Origin of the sequence: Shinella granuli, from assembly GCF_004341885.1 — a bacterium.
Lineage (GTDB): Bacteria > Pseudomonadota > Alphaproteobacteria > Rhizobiales > Rhizobiaceae > Shinella > Shinella granuli.
The window spans coordinates 1-17,811 of sequence record NZ_SLVX01000021.1 but is presented as its reverse complement, the minus strand read 5'-3'; the positions used below and the strand labels follow the sequence as shown (position 1 = coordinate 17,811).

Sequence of the window (17,811 nt, the reverse complement as noted above, 5' to 3'; positions counted from 1 at the left end):
GTCATTTGATGCCAGGCGTGCCGTCGAACTTGCGCTCCAGCCCATCCCAGCATTCGAGATAGTTGTCCTGCAGGGTCTCCAGTTCGGCGGCGAATTTCGTGAGCTGCTGGGGAAAGCGCGTCTCGAACATGAAGGCCATGGTGTGGTCGAGCTTCACGGGCTGCAGCTCGCTGTTCGAGGCCTTGTCGAAGCCCGTCGCATCCGGCCCGTGCGGCAGCATCATGTTGTGCAGGCTCATGCCGCCGGGCACGAAGCCCTCTTCCTTGGCGTCGTACTGACCATGGATCAACCCCATGAATTCGCTCATGATATTGCGGTGATACCAGGGCGGGCGGAAGGTGTGCTCGGCCACCATCCAGCGCGGCGGGAAGATGACGAAATCGATATTCGCCGTGCCGGCCTCCTCGGTCGGCGCCGTCAGCACGGTGAAGATCGACGGATCGGGATGGTCGAAGAGGATCGCGCCGACCGGCGAATAGGTCCTGAGGTCGTATTTGAACGGCGTGTAGTTGCCGTGCCAGGCGACGACGTCTAGCGGGGAATGGCCGATCTCGGTGACATAGAACTTGCCGCACCATTTGACATGGACCCGGCAGGGCGTCTCCTTGTCCTCGTAGGCGGCGACGGGCGTCTTGAAGTCGCGCGGATTGGCAAGGCAGTTGGCACCGATCGGCCCGCGGTCCGGCAGGGTGAATTTCGCGCCGTAGTTCTCGCAGACATAGCCGCGCCAGATGTCGCCCTCGCCGATGCGCGAGACCTTGAACATCATGCCGCGCGGGATGAGGCAGATCTCCAGCGGCTCGACATCCATGATGCCCATCTCGGTGAAGACGCGGACGGCGCCGAGCTGCGGCACGACCAGGAGTTCGCCATCGGCATTGAAGAAGTAGTCGTCCACCATGTCAGCATTGAACGTATAGGCGTGCGCGGCCATGCCGACCTGGGTCAGCACGTCGCCGGCCGTCGTCATGGTGCGGATGCCCTGAAGAAAGGTCCGCGTCTCGTCCGGCGCCGGCAGCGGGTTCCAGCGCAACTGGCCGAGCGGCAGGGAATGGTCGTCGAGGCAGGGCGCCGTCTTCCAGTGCGGGTAGCTGGCATGGGAGAAGCGACGGGTGTGGCGCACGCTCGGGCGGATGCGGTAGAGCCAGGAGCGTTCGTTGGTGCCGCGCGGGGCGGTGAAGGGCGAGCCGGAAAGCTGCTCGGCATAGAGGCCGTATTCACATTTCTGCGGGCTGTTCTGGCCTTGCGGCAGGGCGCCGGGAAGCGCTTCCGTCTCGAAATCGTTGCCGAAGCCCGGCATGTATTTCAGGCTGTTGGCGGCGTGATCCGGCATGGCTTGGCCTCCTCTTCGCAAAGCGCTTGTCGTCAGGTGGTTGCAGATGTAACTGTCCATTTTGTAACCTTCAAGGCGCGCCATGGACTTCAAGCTCGAGACGTTCCTGCCCTACCGGCTCAACCTGGCGGCCGAGCTGGTCAGCCAGCGTTTTGCCGCGCAATACCGCGCGCGCTACCGCATGACGCGGCCGGAATGGCGGGCGCTCGCCGCGCTCGGTTCCTACGGGCGCATGACGGCGACGGAGATCGGCGCCAATTCCAGCATGCACAAGACGAAGGTGTCGCGCGCCGTGCGGGCGCTGGAGGAAAAGCGCTGGCTGAAGCGCAGCGAGGACCTGGACGACCGCCGGATCGAGCATCTGGAGCTGACGCCGGCGGGACGGCGCATCTATGGCGAGATGGTCGTGCTGGCGCGTGATTACGAGCGGGAGCTCGCCGGGCTTCTCGGCACCGGCGGCCTGAAGCAGCTGGAGGCGGGCCTTGCCGCGATCGAGGCGAAGCTGGCGGCACCGGCACGCCGTCGTGCGCCAAAAGACTGATGATCCATCAATCCCGTGAAACGATCGGGCGGGATCGATTCATATCTTTCGTTGGACGGTGATTCGCCGCTTCGGCAGACTCGTGTCCATGTCGACCCTGCCTTCGTTACCTGCCTATCGTTTTCGCCGCATCGATGCGATGCGCAACATGGCGCGCTTCTATATGCTGTCGCTGGAGCCGACGCTTTTCGGGGAGGTCGCGGTGCTGCGCCACTGGGGGCGCATTGGTACTCGCGGCCGGCAGGCGCTGAGCCTCTATCCCACCCTGGCGGAGGCGGAAACGGTGCTTGCGCGGCAGGTCGCGCTTCGGCGCAGGCGGGGCTATGTCGAGGCCTGAGCGGCCGCCTGTGGGCAAAAACGCAATTTTCTCGGGTTTTCCCCAGCCGAATCGAGCGAGACCGATAGGCGGCGAATGGTCAATAGGCTAAAGTCCGGTTTATCTGGTGGCAGCCCCGTCCCGCGACGGGCGCGTTAACCCTTTTTGCCTTGCCCTCGAATCAGAATCGCGTCTAAATGCGATTTAAACCTGCAAATGGGTTTGAAATCGCATTTTGAGATTCTCGACATGAATATGGCCGCAACGTTCGGACGGGCAATTTCCGAGGTCGATCAACTGATCATCGGACAGGCGCACGAACTGTCAGACAAACTGAAGCAGCACCGGCTGGAGATGTTCCCTCCCGTCGCGCAGAAGAACCTGCGCCAGTTCCAGCTGAGCGAGGCCGCCCGGTTCCTGGGCGTCACCAGCGGCTACCTGCGCAATCTTTCGCTGGAATCCAAGGGGCCGCTGCCGCAGGTCACGCCCTCCGGCCGCCGATCCTATTCGGCCGAGCAGTTGCAGGAGATGCGCGAATATCTGGAGCAGAACGGCCGCGGCGGCCAGCGCTACGTGCCGCGCCGGCGCGGCGGCGAGCACCTTCAGGTCATCGCGGTCGTCAACTTCAAGGGCGGTTCCGGCAAGACGACGACGACGGCGCACCTTGCCCAGCATCTCGCGCTCACCGGACACCGGGTCCTCGCGGTCGATCTCGATCCGCAGGCGAGCCTTTCGGCGGTGCATGGTTTCCAGCCGGAATTCGACGTCAACGAGAACGAGACGCTCTACGGCGCCATCCGCTACGACGACCAGCGGCGGCCGCTGAAGGAGATCATCCGCAAGACGAACTTCCCGGGCCTCGACATCGTGCCGGGCAATCTCGAACTGATGGAGTTCGAGCACGATACGCCGCGGGTCCTCGCCCAGGGCGATAGGAGCGACTACGGCCGCATCTTCTTCGCAAGGCTCGACGAGGCGCTGTCGTCCGTTGCCGACGACTATGACGTGGTGGTGATCGACTGCCCGCCGCAGCTCGGCTTCCTGACGATGAGCGCGATCTGCGGCGCGACGGCGGTTCTGATCACCGTGCACCCGCAGATGCTGGACGTCATGTCCATGTGCCAGTTCCTGCAGATGCTGGGCGAGGTGCTGAACACGCTGAAGAGCGCGGGCGGCAACATGAACCTCGACTGGCTGCGCTACCTCGTCACCCGCTATGACCCGGCCGACGGGCCGCAGACGCAGATGGTCGCCTTCATGCGCTCGCTGTTCAAGCAGCATGTCCTGACCAATCCGATGGTGCGCAGCGTCGCCATCGCCGATGCGGCGCTGACCAACCAGACGCTCTACGAGGTCGACCGGAGCCAGTTCACGCGTGCCACCTATGACCGAGCGCTCGAATCCCTGGAGGCGGTCAATGCGGAAATCGTCGAACTGATCCACAAGGCATGGGGGCGTTGACCATGGCGCGCAAGAACGTTCTTTCCAACCTGATGTCGCCGGCCTCGGAGAAGTTGACGCCGGTAAACCCCGTCAATGACGAGCCGCGCCAGCATGTGACCTACAAGGGCATCGGCGCGCTCGGCGCCGTCACACGCAGCATCGATGCGCTGGCCGCCAAGGCGGATGCGGCGAAGGAGATCGAGGCGAAGCTGACGGCCGGCGAGGTCGTCATCGAGCTCGAACCGGACCAGATCGAGGAATCCTTCATCTCCGACCGCCTCGCCCATTCGGACGAGCAGTTCCGCGAACTGGTCGAGGCCATGCGCGTGCGCGGGCAGGATTCGCCGATCCTCGTGCGCCCGCACCCGACGAAGAGCGGCATCTACCAGATCGCCTTCGGCCACCGCCGCGCCAAGGCAGCCCGCCTGCTCGGGCGGCCCGTCCGCGCCGTCGTCAAGGCGCTGACCGACCGTGACCATGTCATCGCGCAGGGCCAGGAGAACAGTGCGCGCGCCGATCTCTCCTTCCTCGAACGGGCGACCTTTGCCGGCGAACTGGAGGCGCGCGGCTTCGACCGCGAGACGATCATGGCGGCGCTGAGCGCGGACAAGACGACCGTGTCCAAGATGCTCTCGGTGGTGAACCGCATTCCCAAGGCGGTGCGGGCCGGAATCGGCCCGGCGCTCGCCATCGGCCGTGACCGCTGGCATGAGCTGGCCACCCGCTTCGACACGCCCGAAAACGAGGACAAGGCGGTGGAATTCCTGGCACGCGAGCGGGTGAAGACCCGGGCGCCGGAGGACCGCTTCAACCTCGTCAGCAGCCATCTCGCCCGCAAGGAGGCTCCGGAGGCCGTTGCCAGGCCCGCGCCGGCCGAATGGGTGCGCAAGGACGGCCCAGTACGCGCCAGCATCAAGACCACCGGCCGCCAGTACACGATTGCGCTGAAATCCGCGGATGCCGCGGCATTCGGCGCCTACATCACCCAGAACCTGGACCGTCTCTACGAGGCGTTCCGGACGGAAAATGCACAGAAATCAGGAGATTGATCCGCAAAAGAAAAAGGCCCCCTCAACGTTACCGTCGCGGAAGCCCTTCTCATCGTTTAGCAGCCTGAGAATCGCACTTCCCCGAATCACAGTCAAGCCTTTTTGGCGCCGGTTCCGGTGATGGGGTCTCTTTTGCCTGTTGAAAGGTGAAGAGACATGGAGACGGACGGCATAACGACGCCCTTTGGGCGGCGGGCGATGACGCTTGGCATGCTCGCAAGCCAGGCGATCGCAAAGACGGTCCCGCCGGATGCGAGCGTGGACAAGTGGAAGCTGTACCGCTGGCTCTGCGAAGCGCGGCCGAAGCTGGGCATCAGCGACCGGGCGCTTTCGGTGCTGAATGCGCTGATGAGCTTCTACCCGAAAACCGAGCTTTCCGGTGGTGACGGCATGGTGGTGTTCCCCTCGAACGCCCAGCTTTCGCTGCGCACGCATGGCATGGCGGAAACCACGCTGCGCCGGCACCTCGCCGCGCTGGTGGAAGGCGGCCTGCTGATGCGGCGCGACAGCCCGAACGGCAAGCGCTATGTGCGGCGCGACCAGCAGGGGTCGATCGACGAGGCCTTCGGCTTCTCGCTCGCGCCCTTGCTTGCCCGGGCGGGGGAGATCGAGAACCTCGCCGCGCAGGTCGTTGCCGAGCGCCTGTTGTTGCAGCGCTTGCGGGAGCGTGTGACCCTCGTTCGTCGCGATATCGCCAAGCTGATCGAGACGGCCCTGGAAGATGGGCTTTCCGGGGACTGGATGCGCTACGAGGCGGAATATCGCCAGCAGATCCGGGTCTTGCCGCGCGTCCCGACACCCGAAACCCTGTCGCCGATCCTCGCATGCCTGGAAAAGCTGCGCGTGGAAATCCTCAAGTGCCTGGAAGAGCAAGTTATTTTGCAAAAAACGGCGGGCAATGCCGACCAAACTGAGCGGCACAAACAGAATTCAAAACCCGACTCATCCTCTGACTTTGAACCTCGCTTCGAAACGAAGCAGGGCGGCGATGCCGAGGCAGAAGGGGAGCGGATGGCTGTGCGGCACGATGATGGAGATGAAAAGACGAACGGGCGCTATTCGCAATGGCCCGTCGACCTGCCGACCCCGGCAAAAGGGGTTCACCCACAGCCGGCGAATGTTTCGGATGCGCTCAAACCCTATCCGCTGGGCCTTGTGCTGCAAGCCTGCCCGGAAATCGCGGCCTTTGGTCCGGGCGGCGCGATTTCGAGCTGGCGCGATCTGTTGACGGCGGCCGTGGTGGTGCGCTCGATGCTGGCGGTCAGCGCCTCGGCCTATGAGAATGCCTGCGCGATCCTCGGGCCGGAGAATGCAGCGACGGTCATCGCCTGCATTCTCGAGCGGGCCGGACACATCAACTCGGCGGGCGGTTATCTGCGCGATCTCACCCGGCGGGCGGAACGCGGCGAATTTTCCCTCGGGCCGATGCTGATGGCGCTCGTCCGGGCAAATGAGAAAACGGCGCGGCAGGCAGGGTGACGATGCCATGGCGGCACAGGAAATTCACTTTGGAAACCGGGCATTAACCATGGCTTCCCTAATCATGGGGGGAAGACAAGGAAGCCCGAATCAATGCCACCATATGCCGCGATCCAGCCGCGCCGCCGTTCTGTTGCCAATGAGAATGGACCGGTCGTCCCGTTTCCCGCCGAACGTCGGACGGCCCATGTTCGCCGCTGCGCGGGTGAACTGGACGGCCTGCACGGTGAGGATGCCCGGCTATACTGGTTGAAGGTGTGCCGTGAACTGGCAGCCGAACTGCAGAAGCTCGGATCGAGCGAAAACCAGGCGCGGGCCGCCGTCTTCGCCTTTCAGGACGAAGTGCAGCAGGAACTCATGCGGCTGCACCAGGCCGACGAAGCCTGATTTCAGATAAGGCCGGAGGCACTTCCGGCGAGACCGAGCGAGAAGACGCCGAGGCAGATCGCCGCAACGCGATAGACCAGTTGCGGCGACAGGACCGGCGCGCGGCCGATGAGACTGCCGAGAACGAGGAAGCTCGTGCCGGCGCCGGCGACCAGGAGGCTGAACAGCCCGATGGCCGGTGCGATCTGCGCGAGCGGACCATGCGGCATGATGACGAGCCCGATGATCGGCGCCTTCGGGTTGAGAAGGGTCGTCAGGAAGACCTGACCGACCGTCACCGCCGAAGCGCTGTCCGGGTTCTTCTGAATGGCCGAAACCCGCCAAAGCCGGATGGCGAGGAACAGCACCCACAAGGCGGCCGCAAGGCGAAGAGCGCTGGCAAGTGCCGGGCGTCCTTCCAGCAGAGAGGCGGCGATCGTCGCCAGCGGCACGACGACTGCGAGATAGCCCGCAAGTTCGCCGATGAGAAGCGGAAGGCTCGACCGGAATCCGCGCGCGGCGGCGCCGACCGTCAGCAGGGTGTTGGTCGGTCCGGGCGTGAGCAGCAGCGCAAGGATGGCGACGATGAAAAGGCTGTCCGGCATGAGTGTTCCACGGGTCGGAAGGATCTGAACGGTTCCACCCTAGGGTCTTCCTGCACCGCGGCCTTGATCTCCGTCAAGAGCGACGGCATCTTCCTTCGCAGGCGAACTCCCGGTAAGGATCGCTGCGAAACCACGCGAGGGAGAAAACGATGACGGAGACGATCGCGGACGACATTCGCCGGCTGGAGGAGCAGGAGCGTCTTCTCCGGTTCAGCCGGTTCAGCCCGGACGATGCCTGGGCGCTCGGCAACCGGGTGCGCGAAACGGCATTGGCCCGCGGCGCCGGTGTTGCGATCGACATTTCCCTGCGCGACCGGCCCCTGTTTCATTGCGCCCTCCCCGGCACCGCGACCGACAATGTCGAGTGGATCCGCCGCAAGCGCAACACCGTGCTGCGGCTCTGGCACTCCTCCTATCTCGTTGGGCGGCGCCTTGCCCTGACCGGCCGCGACCAGGAGGAGGTGCACAATTTTCCGCATGCCGACTTCGCGGTGCATGGCGGCAGTTTCCCGCTCTTCGTCGCCGACCTCGGCTGCGTCGGGGCGGTCACCGTTTCGGGCGTGCCGCAGCGTATCGATCATGCCATCGTCAGCGACGCGATCGCCGGCTTCCTGAACATCGACCTTGGCGACAGCAGGTTGCCGGACTAGCGTCCCCCCTCCCCTCCCCTCCCCTCTAGGAAAGATGGACCCGGCTCAGTAGGATGGGCCGCGGCCATCCGGCCGCAAGGAAGCGGAGAGGAGCCGTCGTTCCGTGAAATTGCGTCATGCCCTGGCCTTCGTGATCCTGCCGATCGTCGTGGTGCTCACCATCCTGCAAGGCGGCGCGCTGCTGACCCGCAGCTACATGGACGAAGCCTCCTTGCAGGCCGGCACGACGCTTCGCCTTGCGGTGGCTGCGCTTGGCGGGCATCTCAGCCGCTACGAGCCCCTGCCCGCGCTGATCGCCGATCACGACGATATAGAAGCCCTGCTCCAGGCGCCGTCGGATGCGGAGCTGCGCCGGACCGCCAATCAATATCTCAAGGAAATCAACGGCCTGCTGGAATCGTCCGATATCTATGTCATGACGCCGGACGGTAACACGATCGCGGCCAGCAATTATGAGACGCCGGGCACCTTCGTCGGCCAGAATTTTGACTATCGTCCCTATTTCCAGGATGCGATTGCGGGCCGGCAGGCGCGGTTCTACGCACTCGGCACGACGTCGCTGAAGCGGGGCTATTATTTCTCCTCTCCGGTCGAGGTCGGCGGCGCGATCCTCGGCGTCATCGTCTTCAAGGTGGACATCGACACCATCGAGGCCTCGTGGCGCGGCGGCGAATACGAGATCTTCGTCGCCGACCCCGAAGGCATCATCTTCATGACGGGAAACGAGGCCTGGCTCTATAACGGCATCCTGCCGCTCGACGCCCCTCGCCTCGCCCGCACCCAGGCCTCGCGGCGCTACGCCGAAGCGGAATTGAAGCCCCTTCCCGTCACCGAGAGTGTTTACTACGGTCAACAGTTGATGCGGATCGACGGTGAGGGCACGACGCGGGAATATCTCCGGCTCTCGCACTACATGCCTGAGGCCGACTGGACCGTGAACGTGCTGCTCGACACGGCCTCGGTGCGCACGCAGGCCCGCACTGCCCTTATCGCCATCCTGCTGTTCATCTGCCTTGCCGGCCTGGGGCTTGCCGTGCTCTGGCAGCGCCGCGCCCGGGTCGTGGAGCGGTTGCGGCTGCAGGAAGAGGCCCGCAACGAGCTGGAACGCCGCGTCGAGGAGCGCACCGCCGACCTTGCCCGTGTCAACGAGCAGATCGAACTTGAAATCGCCGAGCGGCGGCTGACCGAGCAGGAACTGCGCAAGACGCAGGCGGATCTCATCCAGGCCGGCAAGCTCGCCGGTCTCGGCCAGATGTCGGCCGCCCTCTCCCATGAGTTCAACCAGCCGCTCGCCGCGGCGAAAACCTATGCGGACAGCGCGGCCCTGCTGATCGATCGCGGCCGCGTGCCCGAAGCGCAGGACAATGTCCGCCGCATTTCCGCCCTTGTCGATCGCATGGCTTCCATAAGCCGTCACTTACGCAATTTCGCCCGCAAGCCGAACGAGAAGCTCGGCGCGGTTCCCTTGCCCGATGTCATCGCCGACACGATGGAGATCGTCACGCCGCGGCTGAAGACGGCGGATGCGAAGCTGGTGATCGAGCTGGATGAGCAGGCCCTCGTCGTGAAGGCCGGCCCGGTCCGCCTGCAGCAGGTGCTTGTCAACATCATCAGCAACGCGGCCGATGCCGTCGAGGGGCTGGATGACCGGCGGATCCGGCTTTCCGCGCGTCGTGAAGGTGACCTTGTCGTCATCGAGGTGCGTGATCACGGGCCGGGCGTGCCGGCCGCGATTGCCGATCGCATCTTCGATCCCTTCTTCACGACCAAGGGCGTGGGCAAGGGGCTCGGTCTGGGTCTCTCGATTTCATATAATATTATCAAGGACTTCGGCGGAAATCTCTCTGTCATGAACCATCCCGATGGTGGTGCCGTCTTCCGGATCGTGCTCGATGTGGCGGCTCGTGCGCAGGAGGCGGCGGAATGAGCGGGCCGCGCATCCTGCTGATCGACGATGAAGAGGAGATGCGGCGGTCCTCGGCGCAGGCGCTGGAGCTGTTCGACCTGACGGTGGATACCTTCGCCAGTGCGGAGCCGGTGCTGGAGCTCATCGGCTACGCCTTTGATGGCGTGGTGGTCAGCGATATCCGCATGCCGGGCATGGACGGCATGACGCTGCTGCAGCGCATCCGCGAAGTGGACCCGGAAGTGCCGGTCATTCTGGTGACCGGGCATGCGGATGTGCAGCTAGCGGTCAGCGCCATGCGGGCCGGCGTCTACGATTTCCTCGAAAAGCCGTTCACGGCCCAGCATCTCGCTGGCATCATCCGCCGCGCGATGGACCGTCGCAGCCTGGTGCTGGAGAACCGCCGCCTGCGCGCGGTTGCCGGCAAGCGGGATGATATCGAGGCCCGGCTGCCGGGGCGCACGCAGGTCATGGTGGACCTGCGCTACAGGCTGCGGGCGATCGGCGCGACGGATGCCGATACGCTCATCATCGGCGAGACCGGTGTGGGCAAGGAGGTGGTGGCGCGCGCGCTGCACGATATCAGCGCCCGGGCGAACCGTCCCTTCATCGCCATCAACTGCGCGGCCCTGCCGGAGAACCTGATCGAGAGCGAGCTTTTCGGCCATGAGGCGGGGGCGTTTCCCGGCGCCCTGCGGCCGCGCTTCGGCAAGTTCGAGCACGGGCGCGGCGGCACGATCCTGCTCGACGAGATCGGCTCCATGCCCTTCGACCTGCAGGCGAAGTTCCTGCGCGTGCTGCAGGAGCGCGTCATCACCCGCCTCGGCTCCAACGAGCCCGTTGCGCTCGACGTGCGCTTCATCGCGACCAGCAAGGTGGACCTTGCGGAGGAGGTGGCGGCCGGGCGCTTCCGGGCGGATCTGCTCTACCGGCTCAATGTCGCGACGCTGCATGTGCCCGCGCTGGCACAGCGCCGGGCGGATATCCCCCTCCTCTTCCTCCAGCTCGTGCGCGAGGCTGCGGCGCGGTATGGCCGCAGCGACATGGACGTGCCGCCGGAGTTGACGGCGGACATTGCCGGCCGGAGCTGGCCGGGCAATGTACGGGAGCTGCGCAACTTCGCCGACCGGCTGGTGCTGGGGCTCGACACCGCGCCGGATGAAGCCGGGCCGGAAACGGGTCCGCAACGCCTCGCCGACAAGGTCGCTGCCTATGAGCGGGGGCTGATCGCCTCGGCGCTGGCCGCCCACGGCGGCAGTCTGAAGCCCGTCTACGAGCAGCTCGGCGTCTCCCGCAAGACGCTATACGAGAAGATGCAGAAGTACGGGCTGGATAAAAATCTAGGTTCCGGCCTGCTTCAGGACGATTTTTAAGGAGCAGATGGGTGGATTTCCACCCATCGCCATGCCGCTTTGTTCCCGTCTCCACCCATCGCGCCGAGTTTACCGCCGTAAACTCACCCGTAAAGTCCCCTCGCCGCTTGCCGACTCGCCTCCGCGAGCGCCCTTTGGGGCATCCAGGACCGGCGCGGGAGGAGCCACGCCGGCCGGGCATTTCATCGGGAGGATTTGATGAAGACCTTGAAAGCCCTGTTTGGCGTTTCGGCGGCCCTTGCCGTATCGCTGCTCGCCACCTCTGCGCTCGGCCAGACCTATCCGGAGCGCACCATCACCATGGTCGTGCCCTTCGCCGCCGGCGGGCCGACCGACACGGTGACCCGTCTTGTCGCCGAATCCATGTCGAAAGACCTCGGTCAGCAGATCGTCGTCGAGAATGTCGGCGGCGCCGGCGGTACGCTGGGTGCCGGCCGCGTCGCGAGTGCCGACCCGGACGGCTATACGCTGCTGCTCCACCATATCGGCATGGCGACCAGCGCGACGCTCTACCGCAAGCTCGCCTATGACACGCTCGACGGCTTCGAATATGTCGGCCTCGTCACCGACGTGCCGATGACCATCGTCGCCCGCAAGGACCTCGAGCCGACCGACCTCAAGGGCCTGATCGACTACATGAAGGCGAACAAGGACACGGTGACCGTCGCCAATGCCGGCATCGGTGCGGCCTCGCATCTGTGCGGCATGCTCTTGATGAGCGCCATGGAGACGCAATTCGTCACCGTTCCCTACAAGGGCACCGGCCCGGCGATGACCGACCTGCTCGGCGGCCAGGTCGACGTCATGTGCGACCAGACGACCAACACGACGAAGCAGATCCAGGGCGGCACGATCAAGGCCTATGCGGTGACGTCCCCTGCCCGTCTCGACAACCTGCCGGACGTTCCGACGGCGGAAGAGGCCGGCCTCGCCGGCTTCCAGGTCGGCATATGGCACGGCATCTATGCGCCGAAGGGCACGCCGGCAGAGGTGACGGAGCGGCTTTCCAAGTCGCTGCAGGTCGCCCTGAAGGATCCCAACGTCGTCGCCCGCTTTGCCGAACTTGGCACGGCGCCGTCAGCGGAAGAAGAGGCGACGCCGGCCGCCCTCAAGGCGAAGCTCGAAGGCGAGATCGCGCGCTGGAAGCCCGTCATCGAAGCCGCCGGCCAGTACGCTGACTGAGGTCAACCCGCAAACGCTGCGCGGCGTTTCCGCTGATAACGGCGGAAACAGCCCGCCGGCGCACGGACCGGCTCATGGCGGCAGCCGATGCCGCCATGAGCCTTGACCGCCCGCGCGGCCGTCCCGGCCGCTGGAAGAGGGGAACCCATGAAACAACTACAGTTCGACAGCACCAATGCGATCTGCGGCCTGACCTTTATCGCGCTCGGCGGCTTCTTCATCTATCAATGCCTTAACCTGGATCTCGGCACGGCCTTCCGCATGGGGCCGGGCTATTTCCCGCTGATCCTCGCCGCGATCCTGACGCTGCTCGGCGTCGTCGTGCTCGTTCAGGCGACGCGGGTGCGGGGCGAGCCCATGGGGCCGCTGGCGCTGCGCGGCATGCTGTTCATCCTGCCGGCGCCCGTCTTCTTCGGGCTTACGGTCCGCGGACTCGGCTTCGTGCCGTCGCTGTTCTTTGCCGCGCTCATCGCCGCCTTCGCATCCTCGCGCATGAAGCCGCTCTTGGCGGTGGTGCTGGCCGGGGCGATCACGCTTTTTTCCGTCCTGGTGTTCAGCTATGCCCTCGGGCTGCCGTTCGAACGCTTCGGTCCCTGGACCCGGCTTTAGGAGGCGGACATGGATCTTGTCAGCAATCTCGCGCTCGGCTTCTCCACGGCGCTCTCGCCGGAAAACCTTGCCTTTTGCCTCATCGGCGTGCTGCTCGGAACGCTGATCGGCGTGCTGCCCGGCATCGGCGCGACGGCGACCATCGCCATGCTCCTGCCGATCACCTTCAAGCTGGAGCCGGTCTCCTCGCTGATCATGCTCGCCGGCATCTATTACGGCGCGCAATATGGCGGCTCGACCACGGCGATCCTGATCAACATGCCGGGCGAATCCTCCTCCGCCGTCACCGCCATCGACGGCTACCAGATGGCGCGCAAGGGCAGGGCGGGGGCGGCGCTTTCCATCGCCGCGCTCGGCTCCTTCTTCGCCGGCACGGTCTCCACCTTCCTCGTCGCGATCTTCGCCATTCCCCTGACGGCCATCGCGCTCAAGTTCGGCGCGGCCGAGTATTTCTCGCTGATGGTCGTCGGTCTCGTCTCGTCCATCGCGCTCGCCCATGGCTCGATCGTCAAGGCGCTGGCCATGGTGGCGCTGGGCCTCCTGCTCGGCCTCGTCGGCACGGACATCTATACCGGCACGCCGCGCTTCACCCTCGGCATCCGCGAATATGCCGACGGGCTCAACTTCGTCGCGGTCGCCGTCGGCGTCTTCGGCATCGCCGAGATCCTGCGCAACCTCGAAGGCGAGAAGACGCGCAGCCTGCTCATGGCCAAGGTCTCCGGCCTCTGGCCGACCAGGGACGATTTCCGGCGCATGGCGGGCCCGGTGCTGCGCGGCACGGCCATCGGCTCGGCGCTCGGCATCCTGCCGGGGGGAGGGGCGATCCTCGCCGCCTTCGCCTCCTACACGGTGGAAAAGCGTGTCTCGGACAATCCGGGGGAGTTCGGCCAGGGGGCGATCGCCGGTGTCGCGGGGCCGGAATCGGCCAACAATGCGGGCGCGCAGACCTCGTTCATCCCGCTGTTGACGCTTGGCATCCCGGCCAATCCGGTTATGGCGCTGATGGTCGGGGCGATGATCATCCAGGGCATCGTGCCCGGGCCGAATGTCGCGACCGAGCAGCCGACGCTGTTCTGGGGCATCATCGCCTCGATGTGGATCGGTAACCTGATGCTTGTCGTGCTGAACCTGCCGCTGATCGGCCTCTGGGTGAAGCTGCTGACGGTGCCCTATTACGTGCTCTTCCCGATCATCATGGCCTTCTGCTCGATCGGCGTCTACAGCGTGAACTCGAATGTCTACGACCTCTATGCGGTCGCGCTGTTCGGCCTCGGCGGCTACCTGCTGGTGAAGCTGCGCTGCGAGCCGGCGCCGCTGCTGCTCGGTTTCGTGCTCGGGCCGCTGCTGGAGGAGAACCTGCGCCGCGCCATGATCCTATCGCGCGGCGATCCGACCACCTTCGTCACGCGCCCGATCAGCGCGTTCCTGCTGGCACTGGCGCTGGCGGTCCTCATCATCGTCTTCCTGCCTTCGGTCAAGAAGAAGCGTGAAGAGGTTTTCCAAGAAGAAGACTGAAAACAGGAAAACCTGCGGGGGAGGGGAGGAGCGGCGACGAGCTGCTCCTCCCTTATTTTAGTGATATTGCATTGCGGCGGAAATCGGGGTAAAACTTGACAAAAAATAGAAGGAATTGTCGCAGGGCAAGATGACGTTCCAGCCGCGCATGCAGAACAGGATCGAGGGCTTCTCCGTCGTCGGCGGTCTCAACCGCCGGCATTGGAACGGCATTGTCGCCGATGTCTGGGACGTGGAATGCGCGGCCCGTGCCGGCGGCTATTATGTCGGGCGGGACCCGCGGCTCTTCATCCTGCTCGACAAGCGGGGGCCGGGCGATTCCCGCATCCGCCTGGCACCGGGCGGGGCGGAGTCCGTCGAGGACTGGCGGCATTGCCCGATCGCCTATATCCCCGCGAATTTCGAACTCTGGGCAGACCTGGCCGATCACCAGTTCCTGCGCCATCTCGATCTGCATTTCGACGTGGAGACGGTCAGCCGGCGGCTGGCGGAGGACCTTGACCCGGAGCGGCTCGCCACCCCGCAGCTGTTCTTCTCCGATAACCGTCTGCTCTCGTTGGCGCAGCTCATCGCCGCCGAGTGCACCAATCCGCAGCCGCTGCACGATCTCTACGGCGACGGCCTGGCGCTGGCGCTGATCATCGACGTCATGAAGCTCGGCAAGGCGCCGGGCCGCAAGCGCGGCAAGCTGGCCGCCTGGCAGTTGCGCCGCGCGACCGATTTCATTGAAGAAAACTGCTTGCGCAACATCCGGCTCGAAGAGCTCGCCAACCTCATCGGCCTGTCGCAATCCCATTTCAGCCATGCCTTCAAGGCCTCGACCGGCGTCGCGCCCCATCAATGGCAGGTGAATGCCCGGCTGCGCCGGGCCAAGCAATTGCTTTTGAAGGGCGATCAGCCCTTGACGGAGATCGCCGTCGAGACCGGATTTGCCGACCAGGCGCATTTCACCCGCGTCTTTCGCAAGAATTTCGGCACGACGCCGGCCCATTGGCAGAAGGCGCAGCTCGCCTGACGCCGGCGAACGGGCGATTGTTCATCGCACGGAAAATTGCCCAAGAACGTACAATTTTCGCGGAATGCGACAAGCCCGATCGTTAAAACTGAGTTAAGCACTCACCTTATTGTTGGAAGGCCGCTCAGGCAGGCGAGCGGGACGAGTGGGGTATGCGCAGATGATGATGAAGTCGAAGAACCGGCGGCCGTCGAGGTTGGCGCTTGCATGCGGTACGGCGGCAATCGGACTGTTGGCACCGTTTTCCACGTTCGCACAGGACGCGGAAGGCGCGACACGGCTGGAAGAGGTCCGGGTCGAGCAGGGCGATCCCAATGCGGCCGCCAATACCGGCGTCGAACCCGTGCGCGGCATCGTCGCAAAATCGACGCGCACCGGCAGCAAGGCCGCGACGGACCTCAACGAGATCCCGCAATCGGTCTCCGTCGTCGGGCGCGAGCAGATGGACGATCAGAGCCCCCAGAAGATCGATGAAGCGCTGCGCTACGTCGCCGGGGTGAATGCCTCGACATACGGAACCGACTCCGACACCGACTGGCTCTTCATTCGCGGTTTCCAGGCCGAGCAGACCGGCGTCTTCCTCGACGGGCTTTCGCTTTTCCAGACCGGCTTCGGGACGTTCCTCGTTGATCCGTTCTTCCTGGAGCGCATCGAAGTCATCAAGGGGCCGAGCTCCGCGCTCTATGGCGGCGCCAATCCGGGCGGCTTCGTCAATTTCGTCAGCAAGCGCCCCACCGATGAGCCGCTGCGTTATGTCGAGACGGGCATCAACAGCTTCGGCAACGGGTATCTGGGCCTGGATTTCGGCGACAAGATCGGCAGTGACGACGTCCTTAACTACCGCCTGACAGGGAAGATTTCCGGCGGCGGCTGGGAGACGGACAAGTCTGAGGATTTTCGCGGCACGATCGCGCCCAGCCTGACATGGAAGCCGGATGAGGGCACGAGCCTTACCATCCTCAGCTCCTACCAGCATATCGACCTGACGCACACCAGCACGGGTTTCCTGCCGTATCTCGGCACGGTCGTCGATGCGCCCGGCGTGGGACGGATCCCGACCGACCTGTTCTACGGCGATAAGAGCCTTGACGAATACGATCGCCAGCAAGCCATGATTGGCTACGAGTTCGAACATACGTTCGACAACAACTGGACGGTTCGCCAGAACCTGCGCTACGCGAGCGTCTCGCTTAAGGAAGACGCGCTCTATGCCAACGGATGGTCGCTGGCCGATCCCACGAAGCTGGCCCGCTATCGCTTCGCGCATGACACGGATGTCGATATCTTCACGGTCGACAACCAGCTCGAAGGGGAATTTGCGACAGGGGCGCTGGATCACAATCTTCTTCTTGGACTGGACTACCGGTACTACGCGATCGACCAGGCCCAGGCCGTCGGCTTCGGCAACCTGGATCTCGATCCGCTTAACCCGGTTTACGGTGTCGATATTCCGGCGCTCGGAAATCCGTACCTGGATCAGAACCTGCGCCGCGACCAGCTCGGCATTTATGCGCAGGACCAGATCAAGTTCGGCGGCGGATGGATTGCCACGCTCAATGGCCGTTACGACTTCGTGAAGACCGAGCTCGACGACAATATCAATGCAGCCAACTCCACCGAGAGCGACGAAGGCGAATTCACCTGGCGCGCGGCACTCGCCTATGAATTCGCAAACGGCCTGACGCCCTATGTCAGCTACTCGACCTCGTTCAATCCGACGACCTCGACGGACAATGACGGCAACCTGTTGAAGTCGGAAACGGCAAAGCAGTGGGAAGTCGGCGTCAAGTATCAGCCTGACTTCATGGATGCCCTCATCACGGCGGCCTATTTCGATATAACGCGCGAGAACGTGCCCAGCACGATCACGGTCAACGGCATTCCCCAGACGGCCGCCATCGGCGAGGTGGAGGCCCGCGGCTTCGAAACTTCGATCCAGGCAAATGTCACGGAGGGGCTGAAGCTCATCGGTGCGCTGACCTATCTCGACATGGAGGTCACCAAGGCGACCGGCGGCGCGTTCGACGGCACGCCTGCCGGCAACACGCCGATCCAGGTTCCGGAGCTGACGGCTTCGCTCTGGGCGGACTATTCGTTCCAGAACGATATGCTTCAGGGCGTGAGCGTTGCAGCGGGCGTACGCCACATCGGCAAGTCCTGGGCGGACCGCGAGAACACGCTCCGCGTTCCTTCTGCCACGCTGGTCGATGCAGCCATCCGCTACGAGAAGGACAACTGGGGTGTCGCGCTGAACGTCTCCAACCTGTTCGACAAGGAGTATGTTGCGACCTGCCAGGGCGCGAACTCCTGCGGCTACGGCGCGGGGCGCACGTTTGAGAGCGGCGGTGCAAAAGTCGGCCACGGTAGCGGCGGCATAATGCTGCTGCGGGCGGAGTAAAATCCGGCCACCTATTTCCTTTCTGCAACGA

Annotated in this window: 16 protein-coding genes; 14 read left to right on the top strand and 2 right to left on the bottom strand. The window is 64.4% G+C overall.

The window, feature by feature from the left end:
* Position 1 precedes the first annotated feature (1 nt).
* Complete coding sequence (gene hmgA, locus EV665_RS24515; protein WP_133036052.1) at positions 2–1,333, bottom strand: homogentisate 1,2-dioxygenase; 1,332 nt, start codon at positions 1,331–1,333, stop codon at positions 2–4.
* A gap of 82 nt (positions 1,334–1,415) precedes the next feature.
* On the opposite strand from hmgA, the gene EV665_RS24510 reads away from it, so the two are divergent.
* The 6 genes from EV665_RS24510 (at position 1,416) to EV665_RS24485 (ending at position 6,548) form a co-directional block, all read left to right on the top strand.
* Positions 1,416–1,874 (top strand): MarR family winged helix-turn-helix transcriptional regulator, encoded by a 459-nt coding sequence (locus tag EV665_RS24510; protein ID WP_064332788.1) that lies wholly within the window; start codon positions 1,416–1,418, stop codon positions 1,872–1,874.
* 88 nt (positions 1,875–1,962) lie between these two features.
* On the top strand, positions 1,963–2,211 hold the full coding sequence (locus EV665_RS24505; RefSeq protein ID WP_133036051.1) for a WGR domain-containing protein: 249 nt from the start codon (positions 1,963–1,965) through the stop codon (positions 2,209–2,211).
* A gap of 234 nt (positions 2,212–2,445) precedes the next feature.
* Positions 2,446–3,651 (top strand): plasmid partitioning protein RepA, encoded by a 1,206-nt coding sequence (repA, locus tag EV665_RS24500; RefSeq protein WP_380687932.1) that lies wholly within the window; start codon positions 2,446–2,448, stop codon positions 3,649–3,651.
* Positions 3,652–3,653: 2 nt separating this feature from the next.
* On the top strand, positions 3,654–4,682 hold the full coding sequence (gene repB, locus EV665_RS24495; RefSeq protein ID WP_064333251.1) for a plasmid partitioning protein RepB: 1,029 nt from the start codon (positions 3,654–3,656) through the stop codon (positions 4,680–4,682).
* A 156-nt stretch (positions 4,683–4,838) separates the two neighbouring features.
* A complete protein-coding gene (gene repC / locus EV665_RS24490) occupies positions 4,839–6,161 on the top strand; it encodes a plasmid replication protein RepC (protein WP_133036049.1) in 1,323 nt (440 codons plus the stop codon).
* A 93-nt stretch (positions 6,162–6,254) separates the two neighbouring features.
* Positions 6,255–6,548 (top strand): DUF6074 family protein, encoded by a 294-nt coding sequence (locus EV665_RS24485; protein WP_084438384.1) that lies wholly within the window; start codon positions 6,255–6,257, stop codon positions 6,546–6,548.
* A gap of 2 nt (positions 6,549–6,550) precedes the next feature.
* Here EV665_RS24485 and EV665_RS24480 read toward each other — a convergent pair whose 3' ends face one another.
* Positions 6,551–7,132: a LysE family translocator gene (locus EV665_RS24480; protein ID WP_133036048.1), complete on the bottom strand. Its 582-nt coding sequence runs from the start codon at positions 7,130–7,132 to the stop codon at positions 6,551–6,553.
* A 149-nt stretch (positions 7,133–7,281) separates the two neighbouring features.
* On the opposite strand from EV665_RS24480, the gene EV665_RS24475 reads away from it, so the two are divergent.
* The 8 genes from EV665_RS24475 (at position 7,282) to EV665_RS24440 (ending at position 17,780) form a co-directional block, all read left to right on the top strand.
* Positions 7,282–7,782: a heme-degrading domain-containing protein gene (locus EV665_RS24475; RefSeq protein WP_133036047.1), complete on the top strand. Its 501-nt coding sequence runs from the start codon at positions 7,282–7,284 to the stop codon at positions 7,780–7,782.
* 121 nt (positions 7,783–7,903) lie between these two features.
* On the top strand, positions 7,904–9,709 hold the full coding sequence (locus EV665_RS24470; RefSeq protein ID WP_380687935.1) for a sensor histidine kinase: 1,806 nt from the start codon (positions 7,904–7,906) through the stop codon (positions 9,707–9,709).
* On the top strand, positions 9,706–11,061 hold the full coding sequence (locus EV665_RS24465; RefSeq protein ID WP_133036046.1) for a sigma-54-dependent transcriptional regulator: 1,356 nt from the start codon (positions 9,706–9,708) through the stop codon (positions 11,059–11,061). The genes EV665_RS24470 and EV665_RS24465 overlap by 4 nt, the downstream gene beginning before the upstream one ends.
* Before the next feature lie 198 nt (positions 11,062–11,259).
* Entirely contained in the window at positions 11,260–12,243 is a 984-nt protein-coding gene (locus EV665_RS24460; protein WP_133036045.1) for a tripartite tricarboxylate transporter substrate binding protein BugD, read from the top strand.
* A 147-nt stretch (positions 12,244–12,390) separates the two neighbouring features.
* Positions 12,391–12,852 (top strand): tripartite tricarboxylate transporter TctB family protein, encoded by a 462-nt coding sequence (locus EV665_RS24455; protein WP_064332794.1) that lies wholly within the window; start codon positions 12,391–12,393, stop codon positions 12,850–12,852.
* A gap of 9 nt (positions 12,853–12,861) precedes the next feature.
* Positions 12,862–14,367 (top strand): tripartite tricarboxylate transporter permease, encoded by a 1,506-nt coding sequence (locus EV665_RS24450; RefSeq protein WP_133036044.1) that lies wholly within the window; start codon positions 12,862–12,864, stop codon positions 14,365–14,367.
* A gap of 130 nt (positions 14,368–14,497) precedes the next feature.
* The gene (locus EV665_RS24445; protein WP_133036043.1) at positions 14,498–15,382 is read left to right on the top strand and encodes a helix-turn-helix transcriptional regulator; all 885 of its coding nucleotides are present in this window, start codon (positions 14,498–14,500) and stop codon (positions 15,380–15,382) included.
* Between the two features lie 160 nt (positions 15,383–15,542).
* Complete coding sequence (locus EV665_RS24440) at positions 15,543–17,780, top strand: TonB-dependent siderophore receptor (RefSeq protein ID WP_342636233.1); 2,238 nt, start codon at positions 15,543–15,545, stop codon at positions 17,778–17,780.
* Positions 17,781–17,811: the final 31 nt, after the last annotated feature.